The 25793-nt window shown below is 51.8% G+C and carries 20 protein-coding genes; 6 read left to right on the top strand and 14 right to left on the bottom strand.

Annotated elements, in window-relative coordinates:
• The first annotated feature begins 73 nt into the window (after window positions 1–73).
• Entirely contained in the window at window positions 74–2470 is a 2397-nt protein-coding gene (locus P1X16_RS16695) for an erythromycin esterase family protein (RefSeq protein WP_277231255.1), read from the top strand.
• Window positions 2471–2533: 63 nt separating this feature from the next.
• Here P1X16_RS16695 and P1X16_RS16690 read toward each other — a convergent pair whose 3' ends face one another.
• The 4 genes from P1X16_RS16690 to P1X16_RS16675 all read right to left on the bottom strand — a co-directional run bounded on the left by P1X16_RS16690 (window position 2534) and on the right by P1X16_RS16675 (window position 6380).
• Window positions 2534–3190 carry a fused MFS/spermidine synthase gene (locus P1X16_RS16690; RefSeq protein ID WP_277231253.1) on the bottom strand — a complete coding sequence of 219 codons (657 nt, stop codon included), beginning with the start codon at window positions 3188–3190 and terminating at the stop codon, window positions 2534–2536.
• A gap of 105 nt (window positions 3191–3295) precedes the next feature.
• Window positions 3296–4201, bottom strand: a complete 906-nt coding sequence (locus P1X16_RS16685; RefSeq protein WP_277231251.1) for a TraB/GumN family protein — start codon at window positions 4199–4201, stop codon at window positions 3296–3298.
• Window positions 4202–4306: 105 nt separating this feature from the next.
• On the bottom strand, window positions 4307–5728 hold the full coding sequence (locus P1X16_RS16680) for a sorbosone dehydrogenase family protein (protein ID WP_277231249.1): 1422 nt from the start codon (window positions 5726–5728) through the stop codon (window positions 4307–4309).
• A 55-nt stretch (window positions 5729–5783) separates the two neighbouring features.
• Window positions 5784–6380, bottom strand: a complete 597-nt coding sequence (locus P1X16_RS16675) for a GNAT family N-acetyltransferase (RefSeq protein WP_277231247.1) — start codon at window positions 6378–6380, stop codon at window positions 5784–5786.
• Window positions 6381–6887: 507 nt separating this feature from the next.
• Between P1X16_RS16675 and P1X16_RS16670 the strand changes: the two genes are divergently transcribed.
• The gene (locus P1X16_RS16670; RefSeq protein WP_277231245.1) at window positions 6888–9140 is read left to right on the top strand and encodes a PAS domain-containing protein; all 2253 of its coding nucleotides are present in this window, start codon (window positions 6888–6890) and stop codon (window positions 9138–9140) included.
• Window positions 9141–9277: 137 nt separating this feature from the next.
• Here the strand turns inward: P1X16_RS16670 and P1X16_RS16665 are convergent, their stop codons facing one another.
• The 6 genes from P1X16_RS16665 to P1X16_RS16640 all read right to left on the bottom strand — a co-directional run bounded on the left by P1X16_RS16665 (window position 9278) and on the right by P1X16_RS16640 (window position 17210).
• Entirely contained in the window at window positions 9278–10108 is an 831-nt protein-coding gene (locus P1X16_RS16665) for a phosphosulfolactate synthase (RefSeq protein WP_277231243.1), read from the bottom strand.
• Window positions 10109–10269: 161 nt separating this feature from the next.
• Window positions 10270–11667, bottom strand: a complete 1398-nt coding sequence (locus P1X16_RS16660; protein ID WP_277231242.1) for a tetratricopeptide repeat protein — start codon at window positions 11665–11667, stop codon at window positions 10270–10272.
• A 206-nt stretch (window positions 11668–11873) separates the two neighbouring features.
• Complete coding sequence (locus tag P1X16_RS16655) at window positions 11874–12881, bottom strand: NAD-dependent epimerase/dehydratase family protein (protein ID WP_277231241.1); 1008 nt, start codon at window positions 12879–12881, stop codon at window positions 11874–11876.
• A gap of 92 nt (window positions 12882–12973) precedes the next feature.
• Window positions 12974–13657, bottom strand: coding sequence for a CpsB/CapC family capsule biosynthesis tyrosine phosphatase (locus P1X16_RS16650; protein ID WP_277231239.1), 684 nt, complete (start codon window positions 13655–13657; stop codon window positions 12974–12976).
• A 107-nt stretch (window positions 13658–13764) separates the two neighbouring features.
• Window positions 13765–16239: a tyrosine-protein kinase gene (locus P1X16_RS16645; RefSeq protein WP_277231237.1), complete on the bottom strand. Its 2475-nt coding sequence runs from the start codon at window positions 16237–16239 to the stop codon at window positions 13765–13767.
• Between the two features lie 65 nt (window positions 16240–16304).
• Window positions 16305–17210 carry a polysaccharide biosynthesis/export family protein gene (locus P1X16_RS16640; RefSeq protein WP_277231235.1) on the bottom strand — a complete coding sequence of 302 codons (906 nt, stop codon included), beginning with the start codon at window positions 17208–17210 and terminating at the stop codon, window positions 16305–16307.
• Window positions 17211–17446: 236 nt separating this feature from the next.
• Between P1X16_RS16640 and P1X16_RS16635 the strand changes: the two genes are divergently transcribed.
• The 4 genes from P1X16_RS16635 to raiA all read left to right on the top strand — a co-directional run bounded on the left by P1X16_RS16635 (window position 17447) and on the right by raiA (window position 20296).
• The gene (locus P1X16_RS16635) at window positions 17447–18586 is read left to right on the top strand and encodes an acyl-CoA dehydrogenase family protein (protein ID WP_277231234.1); all 1140 of its coding nucleotides are present in this window, start codon (window positions 17447–17449) and stop codon (window positions 18584–18586) included.
• 145 nt (window positions 18587–18731) lie between these two features.
• Complete coding sequence (gene rpsU, locus P1X16_RS16630) at window positions 18732–18929, top strand: 30S ribosomal protein S21 (protein ID WP_245119749.1); 198 nt, start codon at window positions 18732–18734, stop codon at window positions 18927–18929.
• Between the two features lie 143 nt (window positions 18930–19072).
• Entirely contained in the window at window positions 19073–19960 is an 888-nt protein-coding gene (locus tag P1X16_RS16625; protein ID WP_277231230.1) for a tyrosine-type recombinase/integrase, read from the top strand.
• Between the two features lie 36 nt (window positions 19961–19996).
• Complete coding sequence (raiA, locus tag P1X16_RS16620) at window positions 19997–20296, top strand: ribosome-associated translation inhibitor RaiA (protein ID WP_277231228.1); 300 nt, start codon at window positions 19997–19999, stop codon at window positions 20294–20296.
• A gap of 127 nt (window positions 20297–20423) precedes the next feature.
• On the opposite strand, the gene metK is transcribed toward raiA, so the two are convergent.
• From metK to P1X16_RS16600, 4 genes are all read right to left on the bottom strand, one after another.
• Entirely contained in the window at window positions 20424–21686 is a 1263-nt protein-coding gene (gene metK / locus P1X16_RS16615) for a methionine adenosyltransferase (RefSeq protein WP_277231226.1), read from the bottom strand.
• Window positions 21687–21854: 168 nt separating this feature from the next.
• Entirely contained in the window at window positions 21855–24314 is a 2460-nt protein-coding gene (locus P1X16_RS16610) for a prolyl oligopeptidase family serine peptidase (RefSeq protein WP_277231224.1), read from the bottom strand.
• Window positions 24315–24426: 112 nt separating this feature from the next.
• Window positions 24427–25074 (bottom strand): hypothetical protein, encoded by a 648-nt coding sequence (locus tag P1X16_RS16605; RefSeq protein ID WP_277231222.1) that lies wholly within the window; start codon window positions 25072–25074, stop codon window positions 24427–24429.
• Window positions 25075–25178: 104 nt separating this feature from the next.
• Entirely contained in the window at window positions 25179–25667 is a 489-nt protein-coding gene (locus P1X16_RS16600) for a GNAT family N-acetyltransferase (protein WP_277231220.1), read from the bottom strand.
• Between the last annotated feature and the right edge of the window lie 126 nt (window positions 25668–25793).

Raw genomic sequence — 25793 nt, 5'->3', positions numbered from 1 at the left:
GAAAAACTTTCACTTTCAGTAGGCGCTAACCGACTAGCTACCACCGTTGCTAGTTGAACTACTCTTAGTTACTATGCTGCCTTATCTAACCCGTATCATCCTCTGGACCACGGTACTTGTATCGAGCCTGCCCGCCGCCGGGCAGGCTATCCACAACCTCGACTTCGAGCCCGAAGCCAACGGCCACCAGCCGCTGCTCCTATGGTCGCGCAAGCAGCAACTCGATGAGCTATTGATTCGGGTTGATACCGTTGCCCCAGCGCAGCACGGCCGCGGTAGCCTGTTGCTCGACGCGTCTCGGGCAGAAGAACCGGAAGGAACCGTTATCTATATTTCCATTCCAGCCACTGATTCGTTGCGCGGGCGCATTGTGACCGTTAGCGCCTGGGTACGGACCGAGAACTTCCAGGGCAGAGCCTGGTTGCGGGCGTACTCGTCAAGCAACAATGAAAGCTTGAAATATGAGGGGAATCTTTCGCAAAGTGAAACGCCTGCTACCGTACCTAACCTGCCGCCTACCGCCAACTGGCAACGCTTGCAGATTCAGTTGTCGGTAAACAAATCGGCCGACAATCTGGCAATGATGCTGATTTTCACGGGCAAGGGCAAGCTGTGGCTCGACAACTTTGCGGTGCAGTGGGAAGGAGGCAGCTACCACGACGCTCCGCTGGCCGGTACCGAGCCACTGCTTCTGCCCCCTGGCACCCCACTACCCGATTGGGACTTTGAACGCCGCGGCCCAACACAGCCTCGAACGTCCCGCGCCGTTACAAGCCGTTGGCAACTAGATTCAACCGTGGCCCGACACGGGCGGCGTAGTTTGCGGGTAGAGGCTGCTGGCCCGGCCCCCGTGTATCTGGGCGTAGTACCACTGGATTCGCTGCAAGGCAAAACACTTACCGTGCGCGGCTACATCCGCTACGGTGCTCCCGCCACTCCTGGCGACGTGCCACCCTTGCTGTTGCACCGCATCCTAAGCAACAGCGACCGGCATTCTTTTCCATACGACCGTTTTAAGTGGGCCGGCACCCTCGAAAGTCATTCCTTACCTACTCCCGTAGCAGGTACAACAGAATGGCAACGCTTTGAAGCAACAGTACTTGTCCATGATAACCGTAATCATTCCGCCTTGTCACTGCTCGTGCAGCCTGGCGGCGCGCCCATATGGCTCGACCAACTAGAACTGCTGGCTGACGGCCGATCCTTCACGCCCAAAGCGCCCCCGGTACCGGGCCAACCCACGACGGCCGAACTGGCTTGGCTACGCAAAGCCGCTGTGCCCCTACGCACCACCGCCCCCGAAGGCGACCAGAAAGATTTAGCGGCTTTTGGGCAGCTGGTAGGCAAGTCGTCTATCATTGGGCTAGGCGAAGTCACGCACGGCTCGCACGAGCAAATGCAACTCAAGCACCGGCTGTTTCGCTATTTAGTGGAGCAGAAGGGCGCCCGTGTTCTAGCTCTCAGTGCCGACTTAGGTGCTTGCTTGGCCCTAAACGATTACCTCCAAACTGGCAAAGGCAGCCCGCAGCAACTCGTGGCCGAGCTAGCCACCTGGGATACGGCCGAGATGCTGGCACTCGTCCGCTGGATGCGCACCTACAACGAGCAAGCCACCAACAAGCTACAGCTCGTTGGCATCGACATAGAGCAAGCACCCGAGGGCCTACAGTATTTGCGGCAGCAGCTACCAGACAAGCCGGGCTACTTAGGCGAGCAGCTGACCGCCCTACAGCGCCAACTGCGTGAGCTACCGGACCTTCAGATTGCCTTGAATCCGCTCCAGCAGCCCACAAAATCAGACCCGCGCTTGGATGCCGTTCGGCGCGTGTTAACCGAAGTGCGCACCGCCTACGACGTGTCGGCCAAGTTGCGCGGCAACTATGGCGCACTCCCGGCCGAGGCGGCAGCCTTAACGCAGTTGCTGCGGGTGGCCGAGCAATTTAGTGTTTGGCAGACGTTGGACAGTCAGCTACGCATCAACTACCGAGCCGCCTGCTTAGCTGAAAATGTGCAGTGGGCCCGTGCTCAAGCGGATGGGGGCCGCGTGGTAGTATGGGCCAACAATGCCCAACTCAGCACATACGACCGCGACTACCAGCCTTTAGGCGAATTTTTGCGCCGTCAATTTGGCGCAGGATATGTGAATGTAGGCTTGGCTTTTCACGAAGGTTCGTTTCGGGCACTGCGCCCCGAGAACCCGCCCGCTTTCTTTACGGCGGTTGCCGCGCCATCTGCAGTAGGTAGCTATGAGCAGTACTTCCACGCTGCCGGACTGCCCGCCCCTGCTACACTGCTCGACCTCCGCAGCCCTACTCTCCTGCCTGGCACGCAATGGCTGCACGAGAATTTGCTGCTCCGCGACGGCGCCCTCAAGCCCTATACCCAACCGTTTAGCCGCCACAGCCTCCGCCGCGAATTCGATGCGCTGTTGTACTTACCTAAATCCACGCCGGCCCAAGCCGTGCGGTAGATGAATGGGGCACAGCAAGTATTGCTGGTTGCGGTTCTGCCTCGCCCAACTCTGTGGTAGTACTTACGAACTAGCTGTTTTCTGCAAAACCAACAGCCGATTCAGCAATTCTACTTCCAGCTCTTTCACTGTAAAACCCGCCGTTTCCAGATATGTGGGCAGTTCTTCGTTTTCCACGTACAGCGGCACCTCGGTCAGGGTGTTTACCAGCACGTAGCCGCCGGGGCGCAGCGCCCGCCACAGCTCCTGCCAAAAGGCAGTAGTTTGCAGCCCGGCCGGTAAAGCTAAATCCACAAACAAATCCACGATAATCAACCCGAAGTGGCCTGTTGGTGCCGTGTGCACCCACTCGAAAGCATCGGCGCAGATGATGTCTAGGTGCGCGTCGGGCCGGATGTTGAATTCCGTATCGGCTACTTCAATAATAACCGGGTCCAGTTCGATGGCCGTAATATGGCCTTGGTAGTGGAGTTCCTGCCGCAGCATGGCCACCGCCGAGCCTCCACCCAACCCTAGTAGCAGCGTGTGGCCGGCCTGCTCGGGCGCCACAAACAGGAGCCCGTAGCGCATCACCCGGTGCAACGACCCATAGGAATAGTTGGCATGGCGCGTGTCAAGTATTTTGCGCCCCTGGTACCACGTCACTTCCAATGGCCCATTGATGGCAGACTGCACGGTACGGGTGAGAGGCATAACGTAGCTCAACAGACGGGTGAACATAGCTAAGTGACGGATTGGGGAGAAAGTGAATTCGATGTTCTAGCTGCGCGAATGGTGCAAGTAAAACAGCAATTCATAAGTTCACTATCTCGTTGCGTCACCTTTTCACTGCACCACCGGCCGAACCTGATACCCTTGCTGCCGCAGCAGGGCCAGTACGCCTTTGGGGCCACCCAGATGCGCCGCCCCAACCGCAAAGAAAGTAGGCTTGGCGGTAGCATAGCGCGCAATGCCCGCTATCCAGCGCTGATTGCGGGAATCGAGCAACAGGTCTTCGTACTTCTGGAAACCGAACAGGCTTTTCGAGGTCATGGTATGCAATTGCTCTACGTCCTGAGCTTTGTAGAGCGTCATCATTTGCTGCAGTTCCTGCTTGGCGGCCGCCTCCTGGTTCACCATGTCCGCTAGCAGCTTGCTTTGGTCGGCGTAGGGAATCTTGTCGAAAAAGCCGAGTTGTTCCTGCACTGTTTCTAGGCCTAGTACTTCCTTTTTTTCCTCTTGCGCCATTTTCACGAAGGTGGTTTCGTAGCTGGCTGGCGTGCACCCTAGCAGCACCGGGTACAGCATGGAGCTAAGAATAAACGGCTTCACCATGCCCACCTGCTCGATGGGCAGCTTGGTATTGGCCTTCAAATAGTTGCCGACAGCTGTATAATCAGCGGGCGAAAGCAACTGTTGCAGGCTTTGGCCGTCACTCATCACCACGTTGCTCTGCATTTCCTGCATCATGGTGGGGCTGTCCATATCAAGCTCCATCACTACTTGTTGGGTTTTGCTGAAGGATTGCTTGAGTTGGTTGCTTATCTGCATATCAGCCGGACAAACCAGATGGATGGTGCCGTACACGTAGGATGGCTGCGCTAGGTCTTTACCGGAAACTTCCCACAGTAGCGTGTTGGCGGCAGCCGCTGCAGTACTAGTAGTTGTTTTACGTGTTTTCTGCTGCGCTTGGGTGGCGAAGGAAGCTAGAAAGAGTGTAACAAGCAGGGCAAGTTTTGGGGGCAAATGCATGGGCGAAAAGCAAGATGATGGATAAGATGCCACATAATTCGCTAGTTCCTGCAAATCATTACAGCACCTTCTCCTTTTTGTCTTGCACTAACTAACCTAAGCCACTTAGTACCGAGCTATGCTAGCCAGTTGAGCCGCCGAGCTACGTTTGGCCGTAGCGCTTGCCGCTTGCGTGCTTTGTGCCGCTACACGCCACACTTTGTTGCCCGCATCATCGAGCACCAGCAACGACCCATCCGGCATTTCAGTAACGCCAACCGGACGACCATACACTTCCTTGCTACCGGTATTAGTTACAAAGCCGGTTACAAAATCCTCGGAGCTACCAGCGGGCTTACCTTCTTTGAACGGCACAAAAACAACTTTATAACCCGTGAATTCCGAGCGGTTCCAAGAGCCGTGCTGCCCCACGAAAGCGCCTTTCTGATACTTAGCTGGAAAAGCCTTGCCATCATAGAAAGCCAAGCCCAACGAAGCCGAGTGTGGACTTAGCGGCACTTCAGGCACCACTGCCTTCTTCACTAAATCGGGCCGCTCGCCTTTGCGGCGCGGGTCCTCGTTCTGCCCGAAGTACGAATAGGGCCAACCGTAGAAGGCACCTGGCTGCACGCTAGTCAGGTAATCGGGCACGAGGTCATCGCCTAATTCGTCCCGTTCGTTGACGGCAGCCCACAAAGCCTTTGTTACCGGGTTCCAGTCCATGCCTACGGGGTTGCGCAGGCCGGCAGCAAAGACTTTCTCGTCGGAGCCATCCGGATTAATTTCCAAAATATTGGCCCGCCGTTGCTCGTATTCCATGCCGTTTTCACCCACGTTGGAGCTAGAGCCTACGCTCACATAAATCTTGGTACCGTCGGCGTTGGCTACCAGGTTCCGGGTCCAGTGGTTGTTGTAGCCCTTGCCAGGCAGCGTCAGAATCTTCTCGCCGGGGCCGGTTATCTTGGTTTGGCCGGGCTTGTAGGCGTAGCGCAGTACGCCATCGGTATTGGCCACGTAGAAGTAGTTGCCGAGCACCAGCATGCCAAACGGCTGATTGAGGCCAGCCAAAAAGGTTTCGCGCACGTCGGGCTTGCCGTCTTTGTTGGTGTCGCGCAGCAGCGTAATGCGGTTGGCACTGGTTTCCTTCAGCGACTTGGAAGGATCGAGGTCCAGTTTGGCAGTTAGCTTCTTCTTGAAAGAAGTTGGAATGGTGTTCGCCTCGGCCACCAGCACGTCGCCGTTCGGCGTCACGTACGCCCACCGGGGACTGTTGAAGTCGCCCGCGTATTCCGTTACTGCAAAGCCAGCTGGCACTACTAATGTTTTGCCGGCCGGCCAGCCTATCACCTTGCTACGTTTGGTGGTGGATTTGGTAGCGTACGGTTTCGGCAGTGGCGGCGCGGTGGCGGCCGGAGCAGTGGAGTCGGAAGCGGTGGCGGTAACAGCTGGCGTGTTGGTAGGGGTATCGGCGGCAGGCTTGCCTTGGTTGCAGGCAGCGGTGAGCAGCAGCACAGCCGCTGCTGGCAAACGGAACAAGAATCGTAGCATACAAGAAACTGTTGAGGTTTCTTGTCCTACTTCTTTCCTGCTGGTATAGTTGCGCTTACAATTCTATTGCTGCCTCACCTGCCGGCTCTGGCCTAGCCGCTGCCGGGGTAAGCAACGAGTAAATAACAGAGTCCAGAAACTGCCCGCGGAAAAAGTAGTTCTGCCGAAAGTGCGCCTCCATCACAAAGCCGTGCTTTTCCAACAGCCGCCTCGACGCCGTATTGTTCGGGTTGACGTTGGCTTCCACGCTGTGCAGCTTTAGCTGCTGAAATCCGAAGTCGAGCACGGCTGCTAGCGCTTCACTCATAATACCCTGCTGCCAGTAATCGGGGTGAAGCCCGTAGCCTACCTCGGCACGGTGGTGCTCAGCCATGATGCGCCATAGGCCGATTGTACCTAGCAACTCCTGCGTGGCAGCCGGGCGCACTATGCCCCAAGTCACCCCAAGATTATCGGCGGCATTTTGCGTTATCTGCTCGATAAGGGTTGTGGCCTGCTTGATAGTAGTATCCGGCTCCCGATCTAAGTACCGCATGATGCGTGGGTCAGAGCGTTGTTCCAGCAGAGCAGAGGCATCAGCCTGCCGAAGCTGACGGAGCACAAAACGCTTCGTGCGTAGCTCTGGAAACGGAGTCAGTTGAACATGTAACATATTCCAGTCTTCGGTTAACAGCGTTTCTTACAAACATATCTTTTAGACGACATTCTACCCGTCCTTTCCATCTGTTCCTGATAAGTCTCATTCGGTATTATAGATGAGCTTGCTCTTTTATTTAGCTGGTAAATTATAACTGTCAGCTTCCATCATAACAGGCTCTAGAAGACAGTGAAGCTTGGCTAATAAAGCTTCGTCGAATACATAATAATCCCTATATTCTGTAACACTGCTAAAATTCAAATTTCTTTTGCTTGCTTTAGACGCATACCAAATGTGGCGTAATTGCAATGAAATGCGCTTTTCTATAATTTTTTTCTGAGCATTCAATCTCACTTAGAGAATTTCGACGTATTATGTATTAAAATGGTAGCTCCGCAGTAGCAATCTGAGAATAATTAAATATACTTGTAATAATTTAATTATGATATCCAGAGTACTGGGGGTCACGCCCCATTTTTAAGCAGCTCTCCCTATTATTAAGTTGCTTTTCGCGCCCTACTAATGCCTGTTGCTCCGATTACTCAGTTAACGTCACACCCGTTTGCTGAGGCCTTTTCTTACCTGCCTACCCCTACCCTATTGCTTGATAATGATGGAAACATCGTGGCAAGTAGTGTAGGACTGGCGGAGCTTTCGCCTAACGCCGTCCCGTTGGCATTGGCCGGCCGATCCTTACAAGACGTTCAGTCTCTGCTCGGACCGGTAGCCACTGCGTGGGCGTATGCTTATAGCGTAGTTCGTTCCACGCCCTGGGTACAGCCACCTGCACTGTTGCCGGTAGCTTGGCCAATTGGTAACGGCAAGCCCGCTCGTTGGTGGCAGCCTTCTTTGACCCGAATAGCATTGGGCTCGAAAGCAGGCAGCTACTGGCTCGCTACAGCGCACGTTACGACGCCGGCTTTGCCGCAAGTGTCACCCAGCTCATCCGTCGAAACCGACGAGATAATGCAGTTGCGTGATGCCCTTGCGCACTTGCCGGGCTACGTCCTAACCCTGCGTGGTTCCGACTTTCGCATCAGCTACGCTAGCCCCAAGTTGGCGGCTTTGCTTGGGCAAAACGAGTTGCATAACCGGTTGGCGGCTGATGTGCTAAACGGCATGCAACTTCCAGATGCCCTAACCGCCCTAACGAATACATATCAGACCGGACAGACCTTTGTAGCGCGCGAACTACAACTACCCGGCACTGAGGCAGCACCACTCTATTTCAACGTCAGCGTCCAACCCCTGCGCGACGCTAACCAGCAGATTACGGGAGTGTTGGTGTTTGGGCAGGACGTAACCAACCGGGTCCGGCCAGCTACTGCCTCCACCCTTGCTGCGCCTTACCGTGAGATAGTAGAGCATTTGCCTCAGATAACCTCTATCAGTTCTGCTGAGGGCGTAGTGGAATATCTGAGTCCGCAGTGGTTTGCTTATACCGGGCAAACTATGGACGTGCTTCGTACCCACGACTGGGTGGATGCGCTGAATTCCGATGACTGGGCTCAGGTGTTACAAGAATTGCCAGAGCACTTGCGCAAAGGGGAAGCTTGGAGTTGGTATGCCCGCATCCGTCGCCACGACGGTGAGTACCGCTTGCACTTGGGGCATATGGAGCCAGAGCGCAACGAGGCAGGCCGCATCAGCCGCTGGTTTGGCACCCTCACCGACGTGCAGGACCAGTCCCCCAATCCGACTCCCGCGTCACCCGATTCATTAGAGGAGGATCCATGCAAAGAGCTAACGGACAACTTACCCCAGTTGCTCTGGACCCTAAACCCCGACGGTACTCCCGACACCCTAAACCGAGCTGCCACCAACTATATCGGCCCTGAAGCCCAGCAACGTGCTGACGAAGAAGGGAAATCCATCATTCCGGGTGATGATGTCGTGCAGGCGCTGATTGAGTTGCAACACAACTTCGGGCCCGAAGACAGCTGGGAGTACCAAAGCCAGATTCAGCGGCACGACGGTGAGTTGCGCTGGTTTCTGCACCGTGCCCAGCCGCTGCGCGATGCTACTGGCGCCATAGTAAAGTGGTATGGTACCAGCACCGATATTCAGGAGCTAAAACAAGCCACCCTGCAGCTACAAAAGCAAAACGAAGATTTGGTCCGCAACAACCGGGAGCTTGATGCCTTCGTGCAGGCAGCGGCCAGCGAATTGCGCCAACCAATTCATAATCTGCAGGCCTTGTTTGGCCAGATGCGTGAAGCCGTTACCTTCCACGACCCCGATGCCAATGCGCTGCTGGTAATGGCCGATAACAGCCTGACGCGCTGGAACAACACGGTCCGCAACCTGATGCAGCTAGTAAAAGCCCTAGAGCAAAATCAATTGCCAGCCGAGGAAGTGTCGTTAGCTACCGTAACACGCGAGGCGCTGCTGGGTTTGCATCCGCACTTACGCGCTTCGGGTGGCGAAGTATCTACGCACTTCCAAAGCCTGCCAACCGTGTCGTACGTGCGGCCGCACTTGCTAAGCATCATCACCAATCTGATCAGCAACTCTATCCGCCAACACGACCCGAGCCGTCCTCTACGCTTGCGCCTGGAAAGTAAGCACGCAGCGAATGGCCGCGCGCAGCTGGTTGTGCAGGACAATGGGCTGGGCATGGAGCCACCACGTGGCAGTAGCCGCTCTTCTCGGACCCAACCTACTGGCTCAGGTGCCGGGCTCTACCTGATTCATCGGATAGTGGAAGACCACGGTGGCCGCCTCGAAGTGGAAAGCATCCCCGGTAAAGGCACCACGTTTAGTGTCACATTATAGGCAGTTGTTGATAAGCACAAATCCCGCTTGGTGTACACCAAGCGGGATTTGTGCTTTTAGCAGTAGAAGTAACTACATCAATAAAAGAGGCCGCATAGAAATATGCGGCCTCTTTTATTGATGTAGTTACTTGAGGTTTACCCGCGCGGCATAGATGTGCCAGGCTTACCAGTAGGCTTCTCTGGCCGAAAATCCTCGTCCACGTTGTCCATGTCTAGGAAGTGCGTGAACGTATCGCCGCGCAGTCCCAAGCGAATGGTTTCCAAGCTCACTATTTCATTGGGAGCAATATTGCCCAAGTTGACGTTGGCACCAAGTAGCTTGATGAACCATACCTGTTGCGCTTTCTGCGGAGCTTCCCATAGAATTTTTTCCGACGGAATCTGGGTCAGAATTTCTTCCACTAGACCCGAGCGAACCTCGCCAGTACTCCGGAACAGGCCGACGTTGCCGGCCTCGCGTGCTTCACCAATCACCTTGACGGCGCCGGCCTCGAGTTCGGTTTTCATCTGTGAAATCCATTTGTAGGGCGGAATGATTTTCTCCGCATCTTTCGACCCTACTTCCGATAGCACCTTCACATCCTGAGCTAGCTCCCGAATGTATTCCAGCTTCCGGTCGTGGTTGAGGTCGATAGAACCATCCGACACTTCGGCGTACTCCATCCCGAACTCGGACAGCAACCGCCGGTAGTCGTCGAACTGGTTGCGAATGATGAATGCCTCGAACAACGTGCCACCGAAATAAACCGGGATGCCTGCTTCCTTGTACACTTCCAACTTGCGCTTCAGGTTCGGCGTTACATAGGAAGTGGCCCAGCCTAGCTTCACGATGTCGGTGTAAGGAGCGCCAACTTCTAAAAAGTCTTCGGTTTCGCGCACGCTCAACCCTTTGTCCATTACCATTGTGAAACCTTGCTCACGGGGTTTATCGGTACGTTCGGGCAGTTGAGAGAGGTTGTAATTCATTCGATTAGGATGTTGGGTTCTTAAGTACAGCCTTTAGCTAGCTCAAGAACAGCAAGTGAAGATGGCGGCAAAAGTACGGGCAAAAATAGTAGGCATAAAAAGAGCTTGGGGACTTAGCGTTCAGTTTACCTGAATCACCAAATCCCCAAGCCTTTACCACTCTATTTCCGGTACTGGTCAATCAGGCGGGCTAATGCCTTCTGCGACTCTAACTCCGGGAAGTAATCGAAAAGCAGTCGGTGCTTATCAAAATCGAGAACCAAAGCGTTTTCCAAGGTTTCGTACGCTTCGCGGTAGCGGCCCGCGGCTAGCAAGTAAGCGCACAACCGGTAATGCAGTTCAGCTTCGCCAGGCTGTACCTCAACGGCATTGCGCATCAAATCAATGGCTTCGTTGAAATTACCTTGCTCGTAGAGAATGATGCTCCAGTTCAGCCAAGCGTCTTTGTTGTCGGGTGCGGTTTCTGTAGCTTTTTCGTAGGCTTCGAGCGCGCTTACCACATTGCCAACCTGATACTCGGCAGCGGCCAGCGCCAGCCAGTACTCTACGCTCTCGGCATACAGTTCTACTGCCTTTCGAAAGAAGTGAATGGCTTCGAAATGCCGTTCCTGCTCGTTCATGATAATGCCGATACCAAACCAGGCTTCGTCCATCTCAGGATCCAGGTCGATGGCCCGCTGGTAGTAACGGCGCGACAAGTCCCATTGCCGCAGCTTTTCGTAACACTCCCCAATATTGCACAGCGCTTCTGGAGTCGGTTTGCCTTCCTCATGGCTCAACTCAAACTCCTGAATTGCCTCGCGGTATTTCTCCTGGCTAACATAAGTGCTGGCTAGGTAAGCATGCGCCTCATGAAATTTCGCATCAATGAGGATAGCGTACTCAAAGGCGCCTACTGCCTTATCAAACTGCTCTAATCGGTAATACGCTTGCCCGAGGTTATACCACGCTACTGCCGAATAAGGATCCTCATCGGTGAAGCGCTGGAAGAACTCCAGGTTGCTTTCCAGCCGCTCGCTTACTTCCAAGCAATACAGCAATTCCTGCACGGCTACATCGTTCTCCAAGTTCAGCCGCAAGCTCTTTTTATAATACTTGGCGGCACTCTTAAACTTCTGCCAACTCTGGTAGGCCAGCCCGAGGTTAAAGTAAATGTCGTCGCGGTCCGGAGCCCGTTCGGTGGCTTGCAGAAAGAATGCTACTGCTTCGGCAAAATCGCCCTTTTGAGTGGCAATAATGCCGCGCGTTACAGCCACATCCGGATTGTCAGGATCCAGCTGGGCAACGTTTTCAATCTGGGTAGCGGCAGCGGTGTACTCGCCTTTCATAGCAAGCACCTGCGACCGATCAATGAGGAGTTCGGTACTGAATGGGTATTGGGCAATAGCGGCCTCGCAGGCCTGTAAAGCTTTATCGTACTGCGTGTTGGTGGTATAATGGTCGATGATGTTTTCGAAGTCGGCCAAATCAAAAAAGACGGGCTCATTGTTGGCTACCATTCGCTCGAAACGGCGCACGGTGTCCAATACCTCGTCCCGGTCCTCAAAATTTTCGTTCATTCTCATTCAGCTACAATCAAGTGCCAGACCGTCAAAACGGCAGCCTCAGCAGACTTAGTCGGGTAGAAAAGCCCTTCAAAAGGGTTATGGCCTAATATACAACAACCGCACCGGAGGCCGGCAAGTTCAGGCCGAAATGGTAAGATAACGTAGTGTCGAGGTAGTGAAATGAATAGATACTGCGCTTGAATCTGTAGCAGCGCGGCCTACCTAACTGTTTCGCTATTCACTAGCTTATTACAGCACCACTCTATGGTGTCTTGAAGCGGCCGAAATGACTGCCCCGTAGCGCGTTGTACCTTATCGGCGCGGTATACAGTAGGGCGGCGACCAGCCCGGGCAGTGTCTTTGGTGATGAGGGGCCGCGCACCGGTTAGCACGGATCGCACGTGCTCTAAGCGCCAAATAGTTTCAGCTGCCCAATCAGGCACAGCAATAGTAGGTGGCTTTTTGCCGAAGCAAGCAGCGGCCCGACTTAGAAACTCTTTCAGTGGCAAGGTACCGCCATTCAGTATGTACCGCTCGCCACTTATGTTTAAGTCCAAGGTGAGACGCAGCATCATCTCCACCACATCCCGCACATCTACCACGTTGATGCTGCCAGGCGTGTAGAAATGGTGTTGCTCCCAGGCATAGCGGAAAAGGCGAGTGCTGCTACGGGTCCAATCGGCAGGCCCCAGGATAACTGATGGGTTAACCATAATAGCTGAAAGGCCTTCAGATACGCCGCGCCACACTTCCAGTTCGGCTAAGTATTTCGAAGTAGCGTAGGCACCATGCGCTGCTCCTAAATCCCACTTACTTTGCTCGTCGAGCACCTGCGGCACCGAAACTATAGGCACTTCTTCTGCTTCCGTAACCGCACTTCCTAGTGCCGCTACCGACGATACTTGACAGAGCCGCAGTCCGGGTCGCTCCAAACAAGCGTCGACCACAGCCGCTGTACCTTCGACGTTCACTTGCAGCAATGCCTCCTCATCTTGCGGCGCATATGAAACAAGACCAGCGCAGTGAAATACGTGCGATGCACCTTCGAGAGCAATTTTCAACAAGGCAGAATCACGTACGTCTCCTTCCACCCATTCCACTGCCTCCGTTGCGTTAATTGTTGGTATTTGTTTCCGATACAGCGCGCGTACTGGCAGTCCCCGCTCTATTAGCGCCGGAATCAAAAAACTTCCAACCAGACCACTACCACCAGTGACAAAAACCATAGGATGAACAGATGAATTATTAACCGACTATTCGTTCAAAAGTATAAGTTAAAATGAACGGCAACCAGCTAATGACTTAACCATTCAACTATCTATAAAGTGTTATTCAGCAGAGGCAGTTCAAGCAACTTCCCCAAGTATTCTGTAGATAATGTTTTGTCCCGCAACATAGTAATGTGCTTGATGTTATGCGCATCGGTGCCTACCATATCGACCATCTGGGCATCTATTAGTTTTTCCGCTACTCTTTTAGCACCGGATGAATAGTAACCAGCAAGCGAATTGAGATTTAGCTGCAACAGAGCCCCATTCTCGCGTAATCTTTTCAGATCGTCAAAACGTCCGTAAAAATACGTGTACCGCTCGGGGTGTGCCAACACAGGCTGATATCCCATGCTTTGTAGCCGGAATACGGTCTCAGCTAAATTAAAAGGCTCGTTGATATAGCTTGTTTCAAATAACAAATACCGCTTGGTCCCACCAAACGTAAGTAGCTCATCTTCCCGGTCTAGACGCTGACCAAACCATTCATCCAGGTAGTACTCAGCAGCACACTCTAACTCCATATCCGTTAAGCCAGCTGCTGTAGCAGCACGTTGCACAGCAACCAAAGCAGCCTGGATGCCTTCAGGGGTGTTTTTGTAGAAATCACCCATGATATGAGGCGTCATGACCAACTTGCGGTAACCCAATGCCCGCAATTCTCGCAGCAGTTCAACTGAGTGCTCTACTGTTTCAGCGCCGTCATCAAGCCCAGGTAGCAAATGCGAATGCATATCAGTTTCTAAGAGACCTAAGCCCTTAGCTGACGATCCAGCTGTAGCTGGTTTACTACCAAACCATCTTTGCAATAACGATACCATACGAAAGGTCGAAAATGGTATCAGGAGAAACGTTTCCGCAGTCGGGTTAGCGTGCTTTCTACAGGCTTGGCGTCATCATAATACCCTTGGCCATAACCATAACCATAGCCATAGCCATAGCCATAACCGTAAAGGCCTGTTGCACGGGCATCATTTAATATAGTACAAAGCCGAGTAAAGCCATTTGCCCGAATGAGCTTATTGATATTTTTCAAAAATGATTTCTTCGAATAGTTGGCACGCACAATATATATCGGTATGTCAGCTTTGCGCATTATTAGAATACCATCCGTCACGAGTCCTACGGGTGGGGTATCAATAAGTATTACATCATAGACTTGATGTAACTCAGCTAGCATCTCATCAAACCGTTGACTCAATATCAACTCTGATGGATTAGGTGGGGTTGGACCCGCAGAAATAAAGTCAAGTGTAGGGATGGGAGTATGTTGGACACACTCTAACACAGTGTGCTTATCAATAAGAATAGTACTAATACCTTTTACATTTTCCGCCCCAAAAGCCAAATTAACTTTAGGCTTACGCATATCTAGATCTAAAATCACAACACGCTGTTCTGATAAGGCGATGATTCCACCTAGATTTACAGACACAAACGTCTTGCCCTCCCCAGATACAGTTGATGTGACCGAAATCATCCGCTTCTTCTTAGAAGAGCTTATGAAATCCAAATTAGTACGAATAGAACGTATTGATTCGCTAATAGCAGACTTAGGACTTTTGTCAACTACCAGCCTCGACACTGCCATTTTTTCTTTGTCATAGGTCGGAATTACTCCAAGTACCGATGCCGTAGTAGCACGCTCTAGTTCACGCACATTGGTTACAGTATTGTGCATGAGATAACGAACAGCAATCAAGCCTAAGCCTAGCACGATACCGCTTGCCAGCCCTATAGCATACACCATCAGCCGTACCGGTGAGATGGGTTCACCAGGCATACTAGCTGGCGAAAGAATCTGAAAATCCGGAGTGGTACCCGCTATAGCCATGTTGAAGTCGGCTTTCTTACCCATTAGCATAGTATACGTATTTTCATATAGTGCTAATGGGCGCTTCAACTGATCTTCCTCAGTGGCTCTTTCAGGCAAACGCTGTAACTCAGCGTCGTATTTATCACGCTGACGATTCAGCTTCGCTGCTTGCTTACGAAGCTGAAGTTGGCTCTGAGCTAAAGTCCGCCTAATGTTGCTCTTGATATAATCGATTCGATCCTTGCGTGACTGCACAGCTTCCGTGGTTTCGCGATTAGACCGCTCCACTCGGCGCAGATCAAACAACATAGTATTCAACTCGCCGAGTTGTTGTGAAAGTTGCGCATCGGCAAGCGTAATCAAACCAGGAATGCTTTCTTCTATAGTAATGTCTTCGCGTGAAGCCAAACTTCCGCGTTCCACCATAGCCGATAAATCTTCCAATAATTGCTGTTTATCAGCAAGAAGCTGTTGCTCTTCCTCAAGCTTTTCAACACGGCCTTTTAACTCGGCCACATTTGACCGAACGTCATATGTTTTTGTCCTCTTTACAAAATTCTGCAAGTCTTTCGCAGCGCCTTGTAAGTTTTGACCGTTTTCACCAAGCTGCTGATCTAAAAACTGTAATGTCTTAGCATATCCAGCTTGCTTTTGCAGCAGTTTTTCTTGTAAATAAACTGTATCAATCTTATTAACAATAGCTCGCGCCTTAGCAGGATTAAACTCTTGAAAGGAAATTTGAATAGTGTTTGCGCTGGGGTTTACTATTTCAACTAACAAATTGCGGTCAAGATAACCGTTTATAGCACCTTCGTCATTGATTATAAAATGATATTTACGCTCTAAAACATTCTTATTAAAGAAATAGCTAGGACGAACTATTATAGTCATCCCCTCAATTTGAAAAGGCTGATTTAATATATGCTCTGAAATAAATTCTCGACCTCCTGCTAAATAATTAAGTCGGAATCTCTGAGAACCAATGAAATCTAAATTAAATTTAGTATTGTAAATTACTTCACCTTTGTACTCTACGCGGAAAGGTGAAATACCATATAATTCCGACTCCAACACTGTTCCTTCTTCGTAATAGTTTACTTTTAGATCTAAAGAATCACGTAGCCGACGATAAATAATATTTGATTTTATTAGCTCGACTTCTCCTGACAGTTTATTTATACTTTTTTGATTATCAACACTTGATCCAAGTGGCCCGCCTAATCCTAATGCTCCAGCTTCGGTTTTCTCATCTATTTTTAGAATAGATGATGAGCGGTAAATTGGTTTCGTATAGCGCAGGAATAACCAAGACCCTGTTAAGCCAAGCCCAACTAACAGTATTAGCCAGAGCAAGCTGCGTCTCGCCACTAACAGCAGTGTATCAAAGTCTAACCCGTCACCTTCATCTGTTAGTTCTGGTTCGGTAATTGGTGTATTCACACCCCCACCGGTCGCATTACGGATTAGCTCTTCAAGCTCGGCGTTTTCGTTAACAGCCATTTAGTGAAATAAGGAAATTCAGTGTAGACAATTATATTAAACAGCAGCTAACCCGCTAAGCTCACTTAAAATGTTCGACTAATACTAATAATAGCGAGGAGGGTACCAACAAGTACACTTGTCAAGCTTATTACCGGACTAGCATCAGTTAAAGCGTCAGAGAAAGGGCGACGTACAGGCTCGATATAAATGATATCATTGGGTTCAACCTGAATGTTAGCACGACGCATACCGTTTATTGTAGTTAAGTCTATTTGTTCTACCTGAGGGTTTTTTAAATCACCGCGGATAATACGGATATTGGAAGCTTTACCACCAGAGCGATAAAGAGATGTTCCACCTCCGCCATTGCCATCAATACCGCCTGCAGCAGCTAACACTTCTATTAAGTTCATATTGTCATTCACCAATGGTATAATTCGGCCACCAACTGATCCCAACACTACCACTCGGCTATTTGTCACACGAGTAACGACAAATACTCCTTTGTAGAATTCTTCATAGCGCACTTTCAGCAAACTATCCGCTTGTAATAAAGTGTAGCCAGTTATGCTAACTCTATTTATTAAAGGCAAACGCACCGTACCATCAGTTTGCACCGTAAACTCTGAATCCCCAGCCTGTGTGGGCTGCCCTGTGCCTGTTGCTAGCGTACGGCTTCCATTGGTTCCCGTAGGCAACATACCTGCAGGGGCACCAAACTGCAGTTCTCCATTAGGATCGATAATTCGTTCACCGTTATTTGTATACACCCGCACAGCCAACAAATCGTTCGGCTGAATAATATAGTTCCGATTTACCCGATTTACTACACCGCGTAGTCGGGTTGTATCCAACCCTTTACCGTCACTGAGCCGGAACATAGTGCGCTGGTTATAAACACGGGTTGTACCGCATGCAGATAGCAACAGCAGAATTGGTATGCACAGCACCCAAAGGCGAGAAAGGGAATAGAAGGCAAATTGTTGCATGCAGGCAAGAAACCGGAAAAATGAAAGGACGCGCCCTATATAGAGCCGCGTTTAGTCAAGTAAAAATCAGCTAAAAACCCTCAAAGTAACCCAATTGGTACGCCCTTTCAAAATTGCTGTCTCTAGCCGAAATCCTATACCTAACTGGAGACAAGCCAAAATCGTACCTTTATGAACCCAAAATTACCCCCGTCTAGTTACTACTCTAAATTCCCACCCTTCTTACTCTTTCGCTCATGGAACTGGTCGCTACTGAAAACCAGACAATGATTGCCCAAATGGTGCGTGACTTCGGCGCGCATCATATTAGACCCCACATGATGAAGTGGGACGAGTCTCAAGAATTTCCTCTTGATATTTTCCGCAAGTTAGGCGAGCTAGGCTTAATGGGCGTGCTAGTACCGCTGGAATATGGTGGCGCTGGTTTCGGCTACACGGAATATGTCACGGCTATTGCTGAATTATCGAAGATTGATGGCAGCATTGGCTTAAGCATGGCGGCTCATAACTCGTTGTGCACTGGCCATATTTTGCAACATGCCTCTGAAGCCCAAAAATCTAAATACCTGCCAAAGCTAGCATCGGGCGAGTGGATCGGTGCCTGGGGCCTGACCGAGCCTAATACTGGCTCTGACGCTGGCAACATGCGTACTGTCGCCGTTGAGGACGGAGAGTACTATGTATTGAATGGAGCTAAGAATTTTATTACTCACGGCAAGAGTGGCAACGTAGCCGTGGTAATTGCCCGCACAGGTGAAGTTGGCGATTCGCATGGAATGACGGCTTTTATTGTAGAACGCGGCACTCCGGGCTTCACTGCTGGCCGCAAAGAAGACAAATTGGGCATGCGTGCTTCCGAAACTGCGGAAATGATTTTCACTGATTGCCGCATACCAAAGGAAAACGTAATCGGCAACATTGGTGACGGATTCGTGCAGTCGTTGAAAGTGCTTGACGGCGGACGTATTAGCATTGCCGCCCTGAGTTTAGGTATTGCGCAAGGCGCCTACGAAGCTGCCTTGCAGTATTCGAAAGAGCGTCATCAATTCAATCAGCCCATCAGTAATTTCCAAGGTATTGGGTTTAAGCTAGCTGACATGGCTACTGAAATAGAAGCAGCATCCTTGCTTACTTACCGAGCTGCTGATATGAAGGACCGTGGCCTTAATGTGAACCGGGAATCAGCAATGGCCAAATTATATGCTTCAGAAGTGGCAGTTAGAACTGCGAATGAGGGCGTTCAAATTTTCGGGGGCTATGGCTACACAAAGGACTACCCTGCCGAGAAGTTTTACCGTGACGCCAAGCTTTGCACGATTGGCGAAGGCACTTCCGAAATTCAAAAACTGGTAATTGCTCGTACGCTTCTTAAATAAGAAATAAGGATTTTGCGGATTTTAAGCAGATTTCGGTGGTTACTACGAGCTTAAGTTTTGAAATCTGCGTAATCCATTTTTAATCTGTGAAATCCGTGATTATCTTTGCGGCCCTTCAAAGCTGAGTTTTCAACCCCATTGACATATGATCATCGTACAAATCAAAGAGAACGAGTCGGTTGACCGCGCGCTTAAGCGGTTTAAAAAGAAGTTTGAGCGCACTGGTGTGCTGAAAGAATTGCGTCGCCGCACGTTCTTCCAGAAGCCTTCTATCACCAACCGCAAGCAGAAGCAAAAGGCCATCTACAAGCAGGTGACCTACGGCAACGACGCTAACTCGTAGTCCTTCTTTTCGTTACGGATCAAACCGGCTAACCTGCTTTGCAAGCGTGTTAGCCGGTTTTTTCGCGTCTTAGAGTTTCGGTTTTTTTACTGCGTTGAAATCCATACATTGGTTGTCTAGCCTTAGCGGCTTGCACCTAATGCATGGATTTATTTTTTAATTACCTCCGGTCTGAGCGGCGATACAGCTCACACACGCTTTTGTCGTACCAGACGGATTTGCGGCAGTTTGCGGACTATCTAAAGTCAACTTACGAACTCACTGACTTAGCGCAGGCCGACCATACACTTATCCGGTCGTGGGTGGTACAGTTGATGCAACAGGACTTAGATCCGCGCACCGTCAACCGCAAGATTGCGTGCCTCCGCTCCTACTTCAAGTTTCTGCTGACTACCGGCGTGATAGGGCGTAATCCGATGCTGCGCATCAAGGCACCCAAAATGGCCAAGAAGCTACCGGAGTTTGTACCAGAGGACAGTTTGAACGGGCTGCTTAACTCTTTTGAATTCCCCGACACCTTTATTGGTGCCCGTGACCAACTGGTGCTGGAACTACTCTACGGCACGGGTATCCGTTTATCAGAACTTATTGGTATCACGCCTGATGACGTGAATCTGCATGGCAACACAGTGCGCGTGACAGGCAAAGGCAACAAGCAGCGACTAGTTCCGCTAAACAAATCTTTGGTGGCTGTGATAGAGCGCTATATAGCGTTTCGCAAACGCGAAATACCTAATCCCGACAACACCCACGCGGCGCTCCTCGTTACAGACAAAGGTGAGCCGATGTATGAAAAGCTCGTTTATCGAACTGTAAAGCACTATTTAAGTCAGATAACTACAGCCTCTGCCCAGCAACACCCCCACGTACTGCGTCATTCCTTTGCCACGCATTTGCTCAACAAAGGTGCCGACCTCAATGCTATCAAAGACTTACTCGGACACGCTAATCTAGCTGCTACTCAGGTCTACACGCATTTGTCGATTGACAAACTTAAATCCGTTTTTGAACAGGCCCATCCAAAGGCCTGAGTTGTGTTCCTTTTTCTACTTTAACCCCTACTACAGATGAAAGTACAGATGCATTCGGTGCATTTCGATGCCGACCAAAAACTGCTCGACTTCATCCAGAAGCGCCTCGATAAGCTTGAAACCTTCTATGACCGAGTCACAGAGGGTGAGGTGATTTTGAAGCTGAACAACAAAGATGGAATTGACAACAAAACCGTAGAAATTAAGCTATTCGTGCCAGGTGCTACGCTTTTTTCCCAAGAAGACGCTGCTTCGTTTGAAGCCGCGGCCGATGCGGCAGCAGACGGATTGAAACGGCAAATCACAAAGCACAAAGAGAAAATAACCAGCCATTAGGCTATAGCTGTAGTTAACATCGGCCGCGTTTACGCCGCATCAAAAAGCCCCGCCTGATATACCAGGCGGGGCTTTTTGATGCGGCAATCCAAAGCTATTTAGTATAAGCTTCCGCTTGATCTAAATTTTACAAACCGAATTCGGCTTTGATCTTATCCACGTAGTCGAGCTTCTCCCAAGTGAAAGTTTCCACAGTGCGAGTAGAACCATCGGCACCCTGCACCTCTTTGGTACCAGGTTGACGGCCCATGTGACCGTAGGCAGCTGATTCAGCGAAGATTGGGTTGCGTAGACCTAAGCGCTGTACGATAGCATAGGGCCGCAAGTCGAACAGCATCTGTACTTTCTCGGCTATCTGGCCGTCCGTCAACTTCTGGCCGTTGGCGCCGGTAGCTTTCGTAGTGCCATACGTAGTTACGAACACACCCACTGGCTGAGCCACACCAATAGCGTAGGCTACCTGTACGAGTACTTGGTCGGCAACGCCAGCAGCTACAAGGTTTTTGGCAATGTGACGGGTAGCATAAGCAGCCGAACGGTCTACCTTCGAAGAGTCTTTGCCCGAGAAAGCACCACCACCGTGCGCACCTTTACCACCGTAGGTATCCACAATGATCTTACGGCCGGTTAGACCGGAGTCGCCGTGAGGGCCGCCGATAACAAACTTACCGGTAGGGTTGATGTGGTGAATGATGTCGGCGGTGAACAACTTCTGCACATCGGCGCCAAGCTGGGCTTTAACGCGGGGAATCAGAATGTTCTTGATATCGTCGGAAATGACGGACAGCATTTTTGCTTCGTCGGTATCGAAGTCGTCGTGCTGCGTGCTCACAACGATGGTTTCAATGGCCTCGGGCGTATTGTCGTCGGCGTAGCGGATGGTTACCTGGCTTTTGGCATCGGGCCGGAGGTAAGTCATTTCCTTACCTTCGTTGCGGATCTTCGACAACTCCTGCAGCAAACGGTGCGAGAGGTCGAGCGCCAACGGCATGTAATTTTCTGTCTCTTTGGTGGCGTAGCCGAACATCATGCCCTGGTCGCCAGCACCTTGCTCCTCGTCGCGGGCGCGCTCAACGCCTTGGTTGATGTCGGGCGACTGTTCGTGCAGACGGTTCATCACCTCGCACGTGTCGGCGTTGAACAGATATTCAGGCTTGTTGTACCCGATGCGGCGGATAACCTCACGAATAATAGGCTCGGCTTCTACGTGGGCTTTCGACTTGATTTCGCCGGCTACCAGCGCGAAATCTGTTGTAACGAGGGTTTCGCAGGCGACCTTGGAAGAAGGATCTTGGCGCAAATACTCGTCGAGAATGGCGTCAGAAATCTGGTCGGCTACTTTATCGGGGTGGCCTTCCGAAACAGATTCGGAAGTAAACAGGTACGGCATCAGTAGTAAATAAATGTTCAGCAGACGGGGCCGGTAGCCCCCGCCCTGCCACAGGGCAGGGCCACAAAGCTAGTATTTAGTTGGGAGTTGTGACAACTTGAGCTTTTAGAAATATTCCACTTCACATATTGATAAAACGAGAACTGTTGCGCAAAAAGCCTTTTCCAATCAATTTCCAGTACCACCACCCGTTGAAGCGCTCTTCAAATTTGTTTCAAACAATTTGAGAATACGGCGGTATTCGTCGGTCCACGAGCTTGGCTCTACGAAGCTGTGGTCTTCAACGGGATAGACGGCCAACTCCCAATTTTCCTTTTTCAGCTCGATAAGGCGCTGGCTGAGACGCACAATGTCTTGAAAATGGACGTTGGTATCGACCATACCGTGGCACATGAGCAGGGCACCCTTCAGGCCAGCAGCGTAATTGATGGGCGAAGACCGAGCGTAGGCCAATGAGTCGTTGTAGGGCTCGTTGAGAATGTTGTCGGTGTAGCCGTGGTTGTAATGCGCCCAGTCCGTGACGGAACGTAACGCGCCCCCGGCCCGGAACACATCAGGCTGCGTGAACATGGCCATCAAGGTGATAAAGCCCCCATAAGAACCACCATAGATACCGATGCGCTGTGCACTAACGCCGTATTTCTGGGTAAGAAGCTTAGCCCCATCTACGTGGTCTTGCAGATCCAGCCCGCCCATGAAGCGGTAAATACCCGTGCGTACGTTGCGACCATACCCGGCCGAACCGTGGTAGTCGATGTCGAGAACGGTGTAGCCTTTGTCGACCAACAGGTTGTGGAACATGTATTCGCGGGAGTATTGGCTCCACCACTTGTGCGCATTCTGTAGGTAGCCAGCACCGTGTACAAATATGACGGCTGGCCCCTGCGCCTGAGGCGTAGCAGGACGGTAGAGTCTGGCGTATACATCAGTACCGTCCTGAGCCTTGAAGCTAATGACTTCGGGCTTGCGCCAAGGGTAGCTTTCAAACTCGGGGGTTGTGCTGTGGGTAAGCTGGCGCATGGAGCCACCGGTACCGTTTTGCTTGTTGGGCAGCACATACAGTTCCCAAGGCGAGTTGGAGGAGCTGTAGCGCACGGCCAATAGCTTTTCGTCGGGCGAAACGGTTACTTCGTTGCCCCCAACAAGGCTTGTGATTTGGTGCAGCGGGCCACCTTCTACACGCATGTGGTAGAAGTGTGTCTCGCCAGGGTGGGTGGCGTTGGACGTCAAATACCAGGTTTTTTTGTCGCGGCTAAGTTGAGCTTTCTGAATTTCAAACTTCCCGCTGGTTAAGGCTTTTTTCTGGCCAGACACTGCGTCCACGGCATAAAGATGGGAGTAGCCGGTTTCCTCGCTCTGAAACCAGATGCGCCGGTTGTCGAGCCAGCCCACGTTGCCTTCGTCGTAGCCGATGCCGGGGCCGTTGATCCACGCTTCGTCGCGCTGCCGGTCTAGCAGCCTGAGTTTCTGAGTGGCCGGGTCCAAGGCGACTATCCACCGGTCTTTGTTGTCGGCGGAGCGTACAACCAAAAATGCCTGCTGACCATCTTCCGACCAGAAAGGGCCGTAGGGCCGAACACGCCGCGTTTGGGAGGCCAATTTTTGCTTGCGGGCGGCAGTAGCTTTGCTGGAATCGGCGGCTTGAGGTGTTTTTGCCGGCAGCTGGTATTCTTTGCGGTAGGCGGGCTGATCATCAAGCCCTTTCAGTTCACGGTAGCCTAAGGTGAAAGTGGTGTCCCGGGCTACGTCGTAAATACCCATCTCATAGGTGGTTTGCGGGGCGCCTACCTTGGTACGGGACGAAAGATCTTCGGTGAAACCTGAGGCCGTGACAAAGCTCGGCACTACAGTACCTTTGATTGGGGTAGGCTCTTGCGCCAGCGTATACGTTACATAGCGGCCATCGGGGCTGAGTTGCGCGTCGCGCACGTTCTGTTGGCCGATGTAAATAGCTTTAGGCCGCAGACGAGCCAAAGCCCGCTGCTGTTTCTCCCGCGCTTTCTGGTCTTGGTCGCGCTGCCGGACTACTTCAAACAAAGCCAACTGCTGGGCCCGCAGAAACCGCTCCGACTGGTCGAGCAGCGGATTGCCAGGCTTGGATCCGCGCCGGAAATCGGTACGCTGGGTAGTTTCGCCGGTGATGGGGTCCCAGGTGTAGAGGTTTTGGGCACGGGTGTACACAACCAGTTGGTCGCGCTGAGCGAATGCCGGGTCGGTTTCGCGCTCAGCGGTGTTGGTTATGCGCCGGATTCGCTGGCTTTTCAGGTCGAGCAAGTAGATGTCTCCGTCCTTCTCGTACACTTTGCGCGTGTACTTGGCATCGTAGCGGCCCTCACTGGCCGGCAAGCCGCGTTGCGCTGCCACGCTTACTTTGCGCGGCGTACCGCCCGTGGGAACTACTTGGTAGAGAGAATCACGACGATTCTTTTCGGGGTTCCAGTTGAAGTAAATGTGCTTGCTATCCTCGCCCCAATAGATGCCCGACGGCGACGTGCCAATCCATTGCGCTTGGTCACGCATTATTTTCTCGACGGTAAGCGGACCTAAGCCACCCGCAGGAGCAGCCGGAGTTTGAGCAAGAGCAGGATAAGCGGTGAGCAGTAGCCCAAGACAGGAAAGAAAACGCATCAGTGTGGTAATAAGCGAAACAAGCAGCGCAACCTACGCAATACCGAGCAAGGACACCCTACCTAGGTGGCCGTTGCAAAAAGCAGAACTACTTGCAGCAACAGCAGACTTGTCACAGGCCGCCCTGCTCCCAAGCTTGCAGTTCAGCTTGCAGATTGTGCCGCGCAACGGCATCTAGGCGGGTACGGTACGCGGCGGTCCGATAAAGCACGGGCGTGTTAAGCAGCTTCTCTAGGACCTTGCTGCGGCCCCGCTGGTACAAAGAGTCAGGCACCGATTGATATTCTTGCCGCACCTGCCGAGCGTATTGCCAGTAGTCGGTTTCGGGTGCGCCCAAAATGCCGAGGTCCGCGTCGAGAAACAGCTGCAAGTCTAGATCATCATCGGGTTGCGTTTGGGTGTGGTCTTTGGTTCGCTCGATTAGATAGGCAACGCGCTGCAGCCGGCTTTCGGAGAGCGTAGTGTTGGCCAGAAACTCGGCAGCCAGTTCGGCACTGCGGGTTTCGTTGTCGTCGCGCAAGGGCTCGTACACGGCATCATGAAACCAGACGGCCAACTGCACCACCGTACTATCGTGAAGCGCGGCAGCCTCGGCTTGCACGGCATCAAGCAGTATTTGCACATGCCGTAGCGTGTGGTAGTGTCTACCGGAGGCGCTGTAGGCCGCAACCAACTGCTCGAAGGTTACTGTCCGCTGTTTTTCGTTGGGGAGTAATGGGGCCGTTAGCTGGTGCCATTGGGTGGCGAGGGCAGTGGTCATCCGAGAGAGTTGACTTACGAGGAGAAGATATCAGTTAGCTAAGGAGGTTAGAGTACACTAACACAGCTCAGAATCATGCGGCTTACTTGGCTTACCTTAGTTTGCTAATTCACAGCGTTACTACTTTCTGTGCTAGCTGTTTCCGCGCCGTAAGGGTTTGGGTGCTTTATTTCCAAGTAAAGCTCGGGAGCGGCCAATGGCTGAAAGTTGAACTGCTGATAGAGGCCGTGCGCATCGCGTGTAGCCAGCAGTTGGCGGCGCAGCCCCTGCAACTCGGGGTGTGCCCACACCACTTGCATCAGCCATTTTGAGAGGCTCTGTCCCCGATAGGCAGGCAACACAAACACGTCGCAGAGCCAGGCGAAGGTGGCCCGGTCCGTCACTACGCGGGCAAAACCAGCCAGCTGACCGTCGGGTGCATACAGTCCGAAGTTCAGGGAATTGGCTATGGCTCGCGTTACGGTTTCGAGGGGTATATTTTTAGCCCAGTACGACTCTTCCGTTAAGTATCGGTGAATAACGGCCATCTCTAAGCGGGCTGGATCGGTGCTGATAGAAAATTGGTCGTCGCGACGGTGCTCGGTGTGTGGCATTCTACTTTTCAGGAAATCCGCAGAAAAAGAAATCGTCAGGTAGTTAGCCAAAATTCTCGAAACACTTCACGTACATATTTGCAGCATTAGGGCGTACAATTCTCGGAATAACTAGCGGATAATTTC

The organism is Hymenobacter sp. YC55 (assembly GCF_029433095.1).
Taxonomy (GTDB): Bacteria; Bacteroidota; Bacteroidia; order Cytophagales; family Hymenobacteraceae; genus Hymenobacter.
Note: the sequence above shows the minus strand (reverse complement) of the source record. Positions and strands in the feature narration are given on the sequence as shown.